This is a genomic window from Dysgonomonas sp. Marseille-Q5470, assembly GCF_951230145.1.
In the GTDB taxonomy this organism is placed as follows: Bacteria; Bacteroidota; Bacteroidia; order Bacteroidales; family Dysgonomonadaceae; genus Dysgonomonas.
The window spans coordinates 81,975-96,901 of sequence record NZ_CATNVE010000005.1; the positions used below are offsets into that span (position 1 = coordinate 81,975).

Below are 14,927 nucleotides of genomic sequence, written 5' to 3' on the forward strand. Positions count from 1 at the left end.
TCTATAGCGATAATTCTAAAACGAATATCTCAAACCTCCACTCAGTCCAAAGACATGAGAGTTTTCTGAACGTATGCTAAACGGTTGATTATTGTCAAAGAAATAAGAATAGCGGGGTTCGAAGTATATTCCCCAATCGCTATAAAATTTATATGTTACGCCGACAGAAGCATTTAAAGACCATTGAAGCCCCCGAATACTCTGATGGGTAGAATAATTTAAAGAATTAGACTCTTCTCGTTGTATAACGCTCTGCGAATAATTCATTCGCAAACCTTTTTCTACCATTCCTCCGGCAGATACGTATATATTCCAATTCGGGTTATTCCAGAGATACACAACAGCATTGAGTGGAATACCTAAATAATGCAATTCTTGCTTGGCAGTGTGATAAGATGTTCCACTCCTCCTAAATTTAGAAGACAAGTAAGTATATACCAACCCGGTCTCGAAACCTACCCTATCAGTCAGATCTTTACGAACAGTAACACCAAATGATAACGGAACAGAGTGACTAACATTTGTAAAGTCGTTGTAATCCAAAAACTCCTTTCCGTATGAATTATGTCCTCCATCAGAAAGTGCACCGCTCTCACTCGAAGGAAGGGAATTCATCATAGAATAATAACCATTCTTATCCGGTCCCCCTCCTCCAAATGAAGCGCTTCCTCCCGAAGAGAAAGAAGCGGCTAATAACCATTTGTCTTGTCTCTTCGATTTTTCAATAAGGATTCTAGTTGGTTCATTACTTTTCTTTACATCTTTATAAACACGAGAAGGAACAGAATCTTTCTTTACTTCAGGTAAATCAGATTCGCTATCAGGCTCCGCAACTCCGAGAGAATTGCCAATTTGAGCAAGCTGCACAGTATCTATCATTAACAGAGAATTTTCAACAGATTTCGTTGTGCCGGACGAACTGTCATCTATCAATACTGCTTCACTTACTTGTTGCGAAATCAACCGGACGCTTCCTGAAGATTTCTTAGTTATTTTTATTTTATTTTCTTCTTTTACGACGTTATCCTTGCCATTTACGGCATTATTGTCTTTTTCTACAAATGTTGTTATTTTAGCAGGCGTTGCGCCAGTGCCTATTTGAGAAATATAGTCTTGCTCTTTGAGTGGCAACATCAACAAGACTAGCAAAATGACGGCAACAGCAGCCCCTGCAATAGTCCACCACATCGTACGCCTGTTGCTCACAGGTTTGATGCGCTGCTCTATTGCATTCCAGCTATCTTCATCGACAGGCATACGGTGATCTTCGAGCCGATGCTTTATCAATTTACTGAAATCGTCAAGCTGATCTTTATATTTTTTTTCGTTCTGCTGCATTTTCATGCATAATTAAAGATTCCACATTTTTTTGTAAAATTTTCCTGGCCCTTATAAACTGAGACCGGGATGTACTTTCGTTTATACCAAGCATATCCGCTATCTCACTATGCGAATATCCCTCGATCACAAACATGTTGAAAACAGTGCGATACCCGTTAGGCAGTTTAGCCACACAAGCCAATATCTCATTCACAGAGAGTTGTTCCAACGCCGAAACATCACCGCTTTCCATCGCTTCGTCATACTCATTTATATCTGAAGTCACACGAAGTATATCGTTGCGACGCAAATGCTCAAGAGCAGTTGTTACAAAAACCCGACGCATCCAACCATTAAAAGAACCCGTTCCGGAGTAGGTATGTATTTTGGTAAATACCTTTACAAACCCATCCTGCATTAAATCTTTGGCTGTCTCCCTATCATTAACATACCGCATGCAAACAGACATCATGGCAGGAGCATGTAACTCATAAAGTTCTTTACGAGCCCATGACTCACCACGTTTACATCCGGTGATTAATTGCAGTTCGTCCATTCGTTTTTCTCTCTATTAAATAAGATGCGAGTTAAATTCAAAAAGTTGCATCGAGTATAAAAATAAACTTTTTTATTTATCTATTTAACAAAAAAGCCTCACCAGATAGAGAGTGAAGCTTTTACAAACGTATATATTATTTAATTTATTTTTCTGCACTCATATCCGGATTATCTGTTACACCATAGCAAGTTTTGCCATCTGTAGATAATACAAAGTTTTTCACAACGTCTGTTTTTTCTTTAGCCTCATTGGTTACTGTATACTTACATTCTACAACGACAGCCAAAACCTGATCGGTCTTTTGACCTTCGTACAATCGAGTAGGTTCGGGTTTTACAGCTTTCAGTGAGTCAATTGTTTGCTGAGTCTTTGTCAATTGCACAGTATATGCATCAGTTACAACTTTCGACGATGTGCCTATTCTCACAAGATCTTGCTGATAGCTCGCCAATTCTTTCTCTGCTTGTTCGATTCGTGCTTTCAATTCCTTTTCAGCCTTCATGTTAAGGAAGTTGATACTGTCGCCTACCGTTACTTTCTTTAACTCCTTTACTTCATTTACCTTAACTTCTATTTTCGAAGTTTGTCCTTCAGTAGACTCGATATAGCTTGATATGGCTCCATCGTATTTACCTGAGCACGATACCATAAAGAAACTTACGGCCAAAGCCAAGAACAGGAAATAATATTTTCTCATCATAGTTTTATTTATTGTTTCATTTTTGAGTCTTAGTTTGTTTAGCAAATGTAGAAAAAAATAAGAACACATACCCGCATATTATTTAAAGAAATGTGACTCATCATCTAACTGCTTGTTTCAAAGAGAAAGGAAAACCCTCTATTTTAAGAAGTTTTTGAATTTAGCAACTAAAAACCAAGCAATAAAAAATAATACTTTCAGTGATTTAACTATCTTTGCACCCAAATGTATAAAAAACAACTGTTTAATCAAGCAGCATATCATTCAATAACTGTTCATTATGAAGAAATATAACCTGATAAACAATATTTTTGGTTGGTTTAGTTTTGCCGTAGCCGCTATTGTTTACCTGATGACAATTGAACCTACAGCCAGTTTTTGGGATTGTGGCGAGTTTATTACTTCAGCCTATAAATTGGAAGTTGGACACCCACCCGGTGCGCCATTCTTTATGCTCACAGGGAAGTTCTTTTCGTTATTTGCTTCCGATCCCAGCCAAGTTGCTGCAATGATAAATAGTATGTCTGCACTATTAAGTGCACTCACCATTCTATTTTTGTTTTGGACTATTACACATCTTGCTAAAAAGCTCATATATACCGATACCGACAAAGAAATGACTATGGGGCAACTTATAGCCATTATCGGAAGCGGATTGGTTGGAGCTCTTACTTATACATTTACCGACACATTCTGGTTTTCGGCTGTCGAGGGTGAAGTGTATGCATACTCGTCTATGTTTACAGCCCTTGTATTCTGGTTAATCCTGAAATGGGAAAACCGTGCCGATCAGCCGGGAGCAGACAAGTGGCTTGTGATTATAGCCTATGCAATGGGATTATCTATCGGTGTCCACTTGCTTAACTTGCTGTGTATCCCTGCCATTGTTTTGGTATATTACTTCAAAAAAGCCAAACACGCTGATGTAAAAGGCATATTGCTGGCGTTGGCAGGCTCGCTGTTGCTTATTGTAATTCTTATGTATGGTATTATCCCGGGATTTACAAAAGTAGGAGCATGGTTCGAAATGCTGTTTGTCAATAGCCTCGGATTCTCATATAATACAGGTGCGTTATCATATATTCTACTGACAGTAATTTCTATTGTTTGGGCAATATACGAAACTCTTTCATCGAAGGGAAGCATCAAAAGAGCTAAGATCGCTACATTTATTGCTTTAGCTCTAAGCGGCGTTGTATTTATAGGCTCTAGTGTAGTACTGTGGATCGTTTTGATTGCTGCACTCGCTGGTTTCTTATTCTTTTATAAAGGAATCAATGCTCGTTTTCTGAATACAACCGTTCTGTGTTTACTTGTTATACTGGTAGGTTATTCATCGTTTGCTTTAATACCTATCCGTTCGATAGCGAATACTCCGATGGATCAGAACTCGCCCGAAAATGTATTTACGCTGGCAAGTTACCTCAACCGTGAACAGTATGGAGACAGACCGCTATTCTATGGCAGGACATATGCTTCAACCGAGAAGAAAGACCCTTCTACAGGCAGAATGGCAGCACCTGAAAGCGAAAAGAAAACATATGATAAGATAGTAAAGAAGTCACCTGACCAAAAAGATGAATACGTAGTAACAGGTACTATCCCTACATACTCTACAACGAACAATATGCTGTTGCCTCGTATGTATTCTACCGAAGACAGACATGTTCTGGGTTATCAGATCTGGGCAAACATCAAAGACCCATCTGTACCTCCGACAATGTTTGAGAACATGAAATTCTTCTTTAGCTACCAGCTAGACTTTATGTACTTCCGCTACTTCATGTGGAATTTCTCCGGTCGTCAGAATGATATTCAGTCGGTAGGAAATATAAGCAACGGTAACTGGATTACAGGTATCAGCTTTATTGACGAATTGCTAGGACGTGGACCACAGGGGAATCTTCCTCCGGATATTACAGAGAACAAAGGACACAATAAATATTACATGTTGCCACTCATACTGGGTATTCTCGGTATTGTTTTCCAATTGACTAAAGGACGTAAAGGTGAGCAACAGTTCCTTGTAACATTTATGCTATTCTTTATGACAGGTATCGCTATTATCATATACCTGAACCAGCAACCATTCGAACCACGTGAGCGCGACTATGCTTATGCCGGGTCGTTCTATGCCTTCTGTATATGGATCGGGTTTGGTGTTGCCTTTATATGGAAAACATTAAGCAAATGGGTGCCAAGCACAGTAGCAGCCGGAATCTCCACAGCTCTATCGCTGTTTATACCGATACAAATGGCAGGGCAAAACTGGGACGATCACGACCGCTCTGACAGATATACAATGCGTGACTTTGGGATGAACTACCTTAGAGGATGCGAGCCGAACAGTATCTTATTCTCTATGGGAGACAACGATACATTCCCATTGTGGTATGCACAGGAAGTAGAAGGTTTCCGCACCGATGTGCGTGTATGTAACCTCAGCTATCTGCAAACAGACTGGTATGTAGACCAAATGCGCCGTCAGGCATACGATTCGTCACCACTACCTATCAATTGGGAATCAGACCGCTATCAAGGGTCTAAAGGACAATCGGCTTACGTTCTTTCTCGAAAAGATATCGAAAGCATTATTACCCGTGAACTCAAAAACTCACAAGACGGAGCATGGCTGGGAAGAATCAACTTCAACGACTATTATGATACATCAGCATATAAAGATACCATGCAAGTAAGCGAGGTATTGGATATACTGAAAACCAAAGACAACTATGCCCCTCGTAATCCATTCGGCATCGACAAGGGCGTTGTAATACCAAGTAGTGTATTGAAAATGTCTGTGAATGAATCGAAAGTAGACTGGAAGAAAATGGGTGCAAGCCCTCAATCTCAGTTTATATTCAACCTTGGAGACAACAAGGGCGGTATCTACAGACAGGAAATGATGATATTGGAAATGTTGAACAATATCAACAATGACGACTGGAAACGTGGCATCTATTATGCGATGACTATCGGCGAACCACCTTTGAAACTTGAGAAACAATCGATCAAAGAAGGTATTATATGCCGTATCATTCCGGGTGTAGCAGACAGTACAGGAGTAAATACCGATGTGATGTTCGACAATATGGTCAACAAGTACAAATGGGGTGGTATAGAAAATCCGAAAGTATATCTGGATGAAAACAACCTGAGAATGTGCCGCACGTTCCGTGTATTGTTTGGCGAACTAATCTCTGCCTTGTTAGAAAAAGGCGACAATGAGAAAGCACTTCAAGCACTTGATGCATGTATAACAAAAATACCGGGCAACACTGTTCCTCGCGGAGGAGAATCTGTTATGTTTGCTGAAGCATATTACCAACTCGGACATGCTGACAAGGCTCAAAAAATAATAGACGAAATCATGTACAGATCAAACGGCTCTTTGGAATGGTATGCCAGCATGAAGCAAACAGACATGATCACATGTAGTTCTGATATACGGGATTATATAAATACCGAAATTCAGATCTTGGATATCTATCAACGCTACGACAGAGCTAAATATAAAGTGCTCCTCAACAAATTGATGAGCCTATCTGAGCTATACCTTAGCAATGGTGTAAGTTTCAGTGAAAGCAGACACCCTCTCGATTTTCTTATGCGAGTAACAATGAGAGGCTTCTACCTGTCGGGTGAAGATACTATAGCGGAAAAAGAAGAACATGCAATGGCCGAACACATCGCCGGTCTGATGCAGAAATATAATCCTCGTCTTTTGCAAAAATACAGATCTAACTAGAATAAATAAACAAACAGATAATCGTGAATACTTACGATTATCTGTTTGTTTATTATATCGATTATGCTAATAGAACAACCCCCTAAGATATACCGGATGCTGTTTCCGGGAGCATTGTGGCGCAAACCTGTAGAAGGACAAAAAACAGTCTATCTCACATTCGATGATGGACCGATACCCGATATTACCCCGTGGGTATTAGATCTTTTGGACAAATATGAAATTAAAGCGACATTTTTCTGTGTAGGAGACAATGTTCGCAAACATCCCGATATCTATAAAATGGTATTGGAAAGAGGGCATCGTGTAGGGAATCATACTTTCAACCATGTGCAAGGTATACGAAAACTCTCAAAAAGATACCTTGAAAATACCCGACTGGCTTCCGAATATATCGATTCGGAACTATTCCGTCCGCCACATGGACACATGCGCGTACCTCAGTTCTTTACCCTGAGACGCTATTATAAAATTGTGATGTGGGATGTTGTTACCAGAGATTACAGTAAACTGATGACTCCTGAAAAGGTATTCGAAAACGTAAAAAGATATACCCGTGATGGTTCTGTGATCGTTTTTCACGATTCGCTAAAAGCCGAGAAGAACATGAAATATGCCTTACCCCAAAGTATAGAGTGGCTAAAAGAACAAGGGTACACGTTTAAACTTCTGTAAAAAAGTATCCTACTGTTCATAGCATATCCTCAGCTATCAGATAGGGTCAACCAATCGACTACAGGCTATATTATCCCGTATTGTTAATAGATGAGATATTTATTAATATATTTTAATTATAGCATGCTGCAACTTTTCTGACACCTAACTCATCATATATTATAGAATCAATAATTAATGATGTTAGAACTATGAAAGCGTTGAAACTTTTTTTAATGACTATTGGGATCATCGGCATGACTATCGTTTTTCAGTCTTGTTTGGATGATGATGACAACACAAGCTGGAGGTATCCAAATGCACTTGTAACTGTGAAGCCGACTGACGGAAATTCTTTTTTCTTACAGCTGGACGAAAAGACAACATTGCTGCCTACCAATATGACAACCTCGCCTTACGGCAACAGAGAAGTCAGGGCACTTGTCAACTACAATGAAGTAGACAAACCTAGCCAAGGATACACGAAGGCTATACATATAAACTGGATAGACAGTATCCTTACAAAGCAAACCGTTCCAAACCTAGGTGCTGAAAACGATGCAAAATACGGAACAGATCCTATCGAAATAGTGAACGACTGGGTAACCATTGCCGAAGACGGCTATCTTACTCTCAGATTCAGAACTTTGTTCGGTGATGCAAGTAAGACGCATTACGTAAATCTGTTAGTAAACACAAATCCTTCAAACCCTTATGAACTGGAATTCAGACATAATGCGAGTGGAGATACCTATGGACGTGAAGCTGATGGGCTAGTAGCATTTAATATCAACAACTTGCCGGATACGGAAGGTAAAACAGTGAAGTTAAAATTGAAATGGAAATCATTCAGCGGCAACAAGTCTACCGAGTTTGATTTCACTACACGTAAGGCAACTCCTAAGAGCTCAGCAATTACAGCTCAAAGAAGTGTTTCGAACATAAAATAACTTCTTGTTATAAACAAAACTCTAAAAAGCGGGTTCATCATCATAAACGGTCGGATTTTTTCTGACCGTTTTTCATTTATCACTTACCGTTCTTTTATCCACAAATTGTTCTGGCAACTCTAGGGGTGATACCTTGTGGTCGCCCGAATAATAAACAGGCAGGGACAAGCCTCTGCCCCTACCTCTTTCATCCATATTTATCACTTTTCTAAATAATTATCTATTATAAACAACATTATTATAACAGATATGGCAAAGTATACTGAAAAACTGGCAGAAAAGATTGTCTCGCTAATAGAAGAAGACACATACTCTATCACAGAAATTTGCAAACACCTGAAAATAACCCGCAAATCATTCTATGAATGGAGAGACAAGAAACCCGAATTTAGAAAGGCAATAGAAGCGGCAATTGAAAGTAGGAATGAGACGCTGGCAATCACTGCCCGCCGATCGTTAAAGAAAAAGCTGGAAGGTTATACCCTCACCGAGATACGAACGACCTATGTGCCTGACAAAGAGAATCCCGACAAACTAGTACTGAAAACCCGGGTAGTCAGACAAAAAGAATATGCCCCCGATACACACGCTATCAGGCTGGTATTGTTGCACAACGAAACAAAGGAAGAAGAGAACAAAGAGCACAGCCAACCCTTAACGATAATCGTACAAGACCCCAAAACGAGAGATAGTTTGAATGAACTGCGGGAGAAACTGATGAATAATAATGTACCTGTCGAAAAGAAAATAGAAAAGGAAGAGTTTATTTCTGAACCGACCGAACGGATGTCCGATTCAGCTAGTTTGCCCGATACGCACATTGAGGAAAAAGGTGAAACAGTATCCCAAGAAAAAGAAGAATCGGAATATGTCTTTATCAGGGATTATTGCCTCCCTCCGCCCCATCTGTACCGAAAAGTGAAAAGGAGCGAAGTGAAAGAAGGTGACATAATACGACCGGATTGAAAAGTGTCACTTTTGTCACCTTTTTCTCAGTAAACAAATAATAACAAACACGTTACACTGATACCGTTTTATTACCGTTGATGTTTAGATGTAACTATTGGATTAAAAACTTTAGTAACCCTCACAAAAAATCGTATTTTTGTATTCTATTAATTCTACAGAGCATGATATTAGAGCGGTTGTCCATACTCAACTATAAAAATATAGAGCAGGCAGAACTCAGTCTGTCTCCCAAGATCAATTGCTTCTTGGGTAGTAACGGTATGGGTAAAACAAACCTGTTGGACGCCATCTATTATCTCTCGTTTTGCAAAAGCCACAACAACCCCATCGACAGCCAAAATATAAGGCACGATGCCGATTTTGCCGTTATACAAGGATGGTATGTTTTGGGCGACAAGCAAGAAGAGTTCTTTTGCAGCCTCAGACGGAAACAGAAGAAACAATTCAAGCGGAACAAAAAAGAATACGAACGTCTATCCGATCATATCGGCTTTCTGCCTCTTATCATGGTTTCTCCTTCCGACACCGAACTGATAAATGGAGGAAGTGACGAGCGAAGAAAATTTATGGATATGTTCCTTTCGCAGTTCGACAAGGAATATCTACATTCTCTCATACGCTACAATAAAGCATTGCAACAGCGTAATGCACTCCTGAAAACGGATTCGTATATCGACGAAACTTTGTTCGACCTTTGGGACGAGCAATTGATAGAAGAGGGAAAGGTTATCTATTCCAAACGAAAAGATTTTATTGAGAAATTCATTCCTATCTTTCAACGTTTCTATGATTTTATCTGTTTATCAAATGAGAAGGTAGAGTTACGGTACGAATCGCATTTCGACGATGCAGACTTTGCACGTTCGCTGAAACAAAAGCGGGAACGAGATCGCATATTAGGGTACACGAGTATCGGTGTGCACAAAGATGACTTGGATATGCAGATGGATGGATATTCGATAAAACGAGTAGGGTCGCAAGGTCAGAACAAGACATACGTTGTTGCGTTGAAGCTTGCCCAATTCGATTTTCTACGAAAGGCAACAGAAACAACACCTGTGCTGTTGCTCGACGACATATTCGACAAGTTGGATTCGACACGTGTAGAGCAAATAGTGAAGCTTGTATTGGATAAAGACTTTGGGCAAATATTCGTTACCGATACAAACCGTGAACATCTCGACGAAATACTGTCACATACAAACAGCAGTTATCACCTCTACGAAGTAAGCGGTGGCGAAGTTGTACAAAAGAATAATAAAGCCGTATGAGAAAACGAAATACAGAAAGTATAGGTGAAGTACTCAGACAGTTTTTTGAAGAGAATCAATTCTTCAAAAGAAAGTTTGCCGAGAGCAGGGCTGTTACAGGCTGGTCGAAGCTTCTGGGATCTATGATTTCATCTTATACAACAAACATTTACCTTCGGAATGGGGTATTGTATGTCTCGCTCAGCTCATCGGTATTACGTTCCGAGCTCATGATGGCTAAAGATAAATTAATAACAAAATTGAATGAACATGCAGGCATGCCTGTTGTAAACGATATAGTATTCAGATAAGACGAATGGAAATAAAACCAGAAACATTTAAAGCTACACTCCCGGTTCAAATCCGGTTCAACGATATAGACGCACTAGGACATATAAACAACAATATATACTTCAGTTTTTTTGATTTAGGAAAAACCAATTATTTTGAAGTAATCAAGCCTGCTTCGGTCAGTTGGATTGAGGGAATGATTGTACTGGCGCATATCGACGTGGATTTCTTTTCCCCGATTTATTACAAAGAAAAGATTGTTGTTGATACCAAGATTACAAAACTGGGCGACAAAAGTGGCGTATTCCTTCAACAAATACGAAGTGTAAAAAACGATGAAGTAAAATGCCGTTGCGAATCCGTTTTCGTGACTTATGATGCAGATACACAATCATCGATGCGCATACCCGACGTATGGCGTTCAGTGATTTCCAAATATGAAGGAGTAGAATTGTAAAGAGACTGTTTTTTTGACAGCCTCTCTACATTTATTCTATTGTTTTACTTCTGCTTTTTTGGCAAATGTATCAGGGTAAGTTACAGGGTATAATTTGTCACCTCCCAACAGTCGGATATAAGTGGAGAAAGTTCGTTTTCCTTCTTCGAGTTCTATGACACGGCATCCGTTCTTACCTAGGTTGTTGTACTCGGTATTGCCTCCCGAATAACGTCCATAAGCGAGGTATATGTTATAGTATTCTCCTATATAATCGTTGTCGTGGTCGTGCCCTACAAAAGTACCCATCACATCTCCGGCTTCGCGCATAGCTGCAAACATTCCGGTGTTCATCTTTCCGTGGCATTCTTTCTCATCACGGCTTCCTATCAGCTGGTCGTATTTCTCAGCTTTCATCATCGAGTACTCAACCAAGGGGATATGGAAAAAGGCAAGAGCAGGGTAAGGCTCTCCGGCATTTTGTTTGGTGTATGCAGCACTTTGTGCTCTGTACCACTCTACCTGATTGAATGCAAGCCAGTCATAAGTACCAACCTCTTTGATAGGTGCATAAGCTCCCGAATCGAAAAAGTAAAGAACCGACTTTACTTTATCTTCCGAAGCACCCTTCACCTCGAGGATATAGTTCCCTACTCCGTTCAAAGACTTGTCTCCTGCCTGAGCAAGACAGTATGGTTTGAGGGTTACGAAATCCATGAGTTCCTGACGAGACGTTTCGTGTTCGTCATCATGGTTTCCGAATACGTAGGCCCAAGGGATCTTCCTTTTTATCACAAGGTTGAAGATATCATCAAGCCCTTCTTTTACAGGCTTCGCATAAATAACATCACCTGTGAATACAACTAAGTCCGGTTTTTCGGCATCAAGCACTTCACTAATTAGCTTTAAGGCAACTGCCGATTCGGGAACATTCTTCTTATAGTGGATATCGGTAAACTGGATAATCTTAAATTTACCATTGTTATTAAAGCTTAGAGACTTGTGTTGGGCATTCACTGAGATAGAGAATAGGATAAGGAGGAAGAGAATAAAATTACGCATATTTTTCATGTTTAAATATTTATTATGTACGAATAGAATTTGGTGGTTGATACTGTCTAAACAAAGATATAAGCTTTCATAATGATAAGCAAAGGGTGGATTAAAATTTAAACAATTCTTAATCAAATCAAAAAATATATGTCAAGCATTTGTTCGTTTCATTTTTTTTATATCTTTGCAAGAACAAAAAGAAAGTATAATGAATCTTCTATTAACAAATACATATTGGTGGTGGCACTCTCAACTCAAAAAGTCGTGAGCCAAATCGGTGTGTATTTACAAATAGAAAATTTTTAAAATACAAAGCCTATCGTAACTCACGATAGGCTTTTTTTATGACAATAAAATAAACACTATATAAGATGGAAAAATTCGCAGTTGATACAAATGGCTTTTATGGAAAATTTGGGGGAGCATATATTCCTGAGATTTTATATGACAATGTGGAAACATTAAAGAACTCATATCTGGATATCATAAACGACCCCAGCTTTCAGAAAGAATATAACGACCTGCTAAGAGATTATGCAGGACGCCCATCGCCTCTCTATTTAGCAAATAGGCTTTCCCAAAAATACGGATGCAAGATATATCTCAAGCGTGAAGATCTTAACCATACAGGCTCGCACAAGATAAACAATGCTTTGGGACAAATCCTTATAGCCCGCCGTATGGGTAAGACACGCATACTTGCCGAAACAGGAGCAGGACAACATGGCGTAGCCACTGCTACAGTATGTGCTCTGATGAATATGGAGTGCATTGTATATATGGGAGCAACAGATGTTGCCCGTCAAAAGCTCAATGTACAGAAGATGGAAATGTTGGGTGCAACGGTAGTTCCTGTAACCAGTGGAAACATGACATTGAAAGATGCGACGAATGAAGCTATCCGTGACTGGTGCAGTCATCCATCCGATACTTATTATGTGATTGGTTCTACCATAGGGCCTCATCCTTATCCCGATATGGTGGCACGTCTGCAATCTGTAATAAGCGAAGAGATCCGTAAGCAACTCTTAGAAAAAGAAGGTCGTGAAACGCCCGATTATCTGATCGCTTGTGTAGGGGGAGGAAGCAATGCAGCGGGGACAATTTATCACTTTATAGATGAGCCCCAAACAAAGATCGTACTTGCCGAAGCTGCCGGAAAAGGGATAGACTCAGGAGAGTCGGCTGCAACAATCCACTTAGGCAGATTAGGTATTATACATGGCTGTAAAACACTGCTCATGCAATCGGAAGACGGGCAGATAGAAGAGCCTTACTCCATATCAGCCGGACTGGATTATCCGGGGATTGGACCAATGCACGCACACCTTGCTCAGATCGGTCGCTCTGAAGTACTTGCCGTAACAGACGATGAAGCCATGGATGCTGCTTTTGAACTCACCAAACTGGAAGGAATAATACCTGCTATAGAATCGGCTCATGCCTTGGGTGCTCTGAACAAAAAGCAATTCAATGCCGACGATGTAGTTGTGCTTTGCCTATCCGGGCGTGGCGACAAAGACATGGAAACCTATATAAACTATCGCAACTGCTAAACAAAGAATAGATTAACAATATCAGCTAAATAGTATGAAATACAATATACAGGTAAAGACCAAAAACCTTCTGGCAGATTTACAGACTCCTGTCGGAATTTATCTAAAGGTAAGAGATGTGTATCCGGAGTCTGCCTTACTAGAAAGTTCAGATTATCACGGAGGCGAAAACAGCTATTCTTTTATAGGTATAAGTCCTATTGCTAGATTCAGAGTAGATAATGATGAAATAACCACGACTTATCCCGACAATACAACACATCAGGAAACCTTGTTAGGACACGAAAAGCTTACAGATAAATTCAATGCTTTTATCAAGCAGTTTGATGTACAAGGAGAAAACAAGACAAATATAAACGGGTTCTTTGGATATACTTCTTACGATGCCATTCGCTATTTTGAGGCTGTTGATCCGGTGAATACAAAACTAAGAAATGCGGATATCCCTGAATTTTACTACATATTGTACCGTTTCATATTAGTTATTAATCACCTAAAAAATGAACTTACCATCGTAGAAAACATAGTGGAAGGCACTCAGGAAAAGACACCTGAACTTGAAGCTATTTTGACTAACAATAATATCCCATCTTATAATTTCGAAGCGATCGGAGACGAGCAATCGATGATCACAGATGAAGAGCATCAGGAAATGATAAAGAAAGGAATCGCACATTGCAAACGTGGTGATGTATTTCAGATTGTCCTTTCTCGCTGCTTCACCCAAAAATTTGCAGGAGACGATTTTAAAGTATATCGTTCTTTACGCTCTATCAACCCTTCACCATACCTCTTCTATTTCGACTTTGGTTCGTACCGCATCTTCGGTTCATCACCCGAAACTCATTGCAAGGTAACAAAAGACAAAGCTTATATAGACCCCATTGCCGGTACATATTTCCGCACCGGAGACGATGAGAAAGACCGCATCCTTTCAGAGAACTTACTGAATGATGAAAAAGAAAATGCAGAGCATGTCATGCTTGTCGATTTGGCGAGGAATGATCTCAGCCGCAACTGTCACGACGTGCAAGTAGAATTTTACAAAAATGTTCAATTCTATTCGCATGTGATCCACCTCGTTTCTCGTGTAAGTGGGACTGTAGATAGAGACAATAACAGCATATCTGTTTTTGCCGATACATTTCCGGCCGGAACACTCTCGGGTGCGCCCAAAGTGCGCGCGATGCAACTGATACGTGATATCGAAAAACAAATGCGCGGGGTATACGGCGGCTGTATTGGCTATATAGGTTTTAACGGAGACCTTAATCAGGCTATTACGATACGTACATTCTTGAGTCGTAATAACACACTATACTATCAGGCAGGAGGAGGAATCGTATCTAAATCGAATCCCGAGACAGAGGTAATGGAAGTAAAAAACAAACTGGGGGCTTTAGCCAAAGCTATTCGGTTTGCCGAAGAATTAAAAAATTAA

Annotated in this window: 13 protein-coding genes; 9 read left to right on the forward strand and 4 right to left on the reverse strand. The window is 39.9% G+C overall.

The genetic code is table 11. The features are described from left to right. Window positions 1-15: 15 nt before the first annotated feature. From QOX35_RS10375 to QOX35_RS10385, 3 genes are all read right to left on the reverse strand, one after another. On the reverse strand, window positions 16-1,338 hold the full coding sequence (locus QOX35_RS10375) for a porin family protein (protein ID WP_283686835.1): 1,323 nt from the start codon (window positions 1,336-1,338) through the stop codon (window positions 16-18). Further along, complete coding sequence (locus QOX35_RS10380) at window positions 1,313-1,876, reverse strand: RNA polymerase sigma factor (protein WP_283686836.1); 564 nt, start codon at window positions 1,874-1,876, stop codon at window positions 1,313-1,315. The genes QOX35_RS10375 and QOX35_RS10380 overlap by 26 nt, the downstream gene beginning before the upstream one ends. Before the next feature lie 145 nt (window positions 1,877-2,021). Further along, window positions 2,022-2,579: a hypothetical protein gene (locus QOX35_RS10385; protein WP_283686837.1), complete on the reverse strand. Its 558-nt coding sequence runs from the start codon at window positions 2,577-2,579 to the stop codon at window positions 2,022-2,024. A 280-nt stretch (window positions 2,580-2,859) separates the two neighbouring features. On the opposite strand from QOX35_RS10385, the gene QOX35_RS10390 reads away from it, so the two are divergent. The 7 genes from QOX35_RS10390 (at window position 2,860) to QOX35_RS10420 (ending at window position 10,898) form a co-directional block, all read left to right on the forward strand. Further along, window positions 2,860-6,327, forward strand: a complete 3,468-nt coding sequence (locus QOX35_RS10390; protein ID WP_283686838.1) for a protein O-mannosyl-transferase family — start codon at window positions 2,860-2,862, stop codon at window positions 6,325-6,327. A gap of 63 nt (window positions 6,328-6,390) precedes the next feature. Beyond that, window positions 6,391-7,002 (forward strand): polysaccharide deacetylase family protein, encoded by a 612-nt coding sequence (locus tag QOX35_RS10395; protein WP_283686839.1) that lies wholly within the window; start codon window positions 6,391-6,393, stop codon window positions 7,000-7,002. A 191-nt stretch (window positions 7,003-7,193) separates the two neighbouring features. Further along, on the forward strand, window positions 7,194-7,931 hold the full coding sequence (locus QOX35_RS10400; protein WP_283686840.1) for a NigD1/NigD2 family lipoprotein: 738 nt from the start codon (window positions 7,194-7,196) through the stop codon (window positions 7,929-7,931). Window positions 7,932-8,180: 249 nt separating this feature from the next. Beyond that, window positions 8,181-8,897 (forward strand): terminase small subunit-like protein, encoded by a 717-nt coding sequence (locus QOX35_RS10405; protein WP_283686841.1) that lies wholly within the window; start codon window positions 8,181-8,183, stop codon window positions 8,895-8,897. Between the two features lie 164 nt (window positions 8,898-9,061). Next, window positions 9,062-10,171: a DNA replication/repair protein RecF gene (gene recF, locus QOX35_RS10410; RefSeq protein ID WP_135103628.1), complete on the forward strand. Its 1,110-nt coding sequence runs from the start codon at window positions 9,062-9,064 to the stop codon at window positions 10,169-10,171. After that, window positions 10,168-10,461, forward strand: a complete 294-nt coding sequence (locus QOX35_RS10415; protein WP_135103627.1) for a DciA family protein — start codon at window positions 10,168-10,170, stop codon at window positions 10,459-10,461. Before recF ends, QOX35_RS10415 begins: the two co-directional genes overlap by 4 nt. Window positions 10,462-10,466: 5 nt before the next feature. Then, window positions 10,467-10,898, forward strand: coding sequence for an acyl-CoA thioesterase (locus QOX35_RS10420; protein ID WP_135103626.1), 432 nt, complete (start codon window positions 10,467-10,469; stop codon window positions 10,896-10,898). A 36-nt stretch (window positions 10,899-10,934) separates the two neighbouring features. On the opposite strand, the gene QOX35_RS10425 is transcribed toward QOX35_RS10420, so the two are convergent. Continuing rightward, window positions 10,935-11,939 (reverse strand): metallophosphoesterase family protein, encoded by a 1,005-nt coding sequence (locus QOX35_RS10425; protein WP_283686843.1) that lies wholly within the window; start codon window positions 11,937-11,939, stop codon window positions 10,935-10,937. 362 nt (window positions 11,940-12,301) lie between these two features. Between QOX35_RS10425 and trpB the strand changes: the two genes are divergently transcribed. Further along, on the forward strand, window positions 12,302-13,486 hold the full coding sequence (trpB, locus tag QOX35_RS10430; protein WP_283686844.1) for a tryptophan synthase subunit beta: 1,185 nt from the start codon (window positions 12,302-12,304) through the stop codon (window positions 13,484-13,486). Between the two features lie 34 nt (window positions 13,487-13,520). After that, window positions 13,521-14,927: an anthranilate synthase component I family protein gene (locus tag QOX35_RS10435; protein WP_283686845.1), complete on the forward strand. Its 1,407-nt coding sequence runs from the start codon at window positions 13,521-13,523 to the stop codon at window positions 14,925-14,927.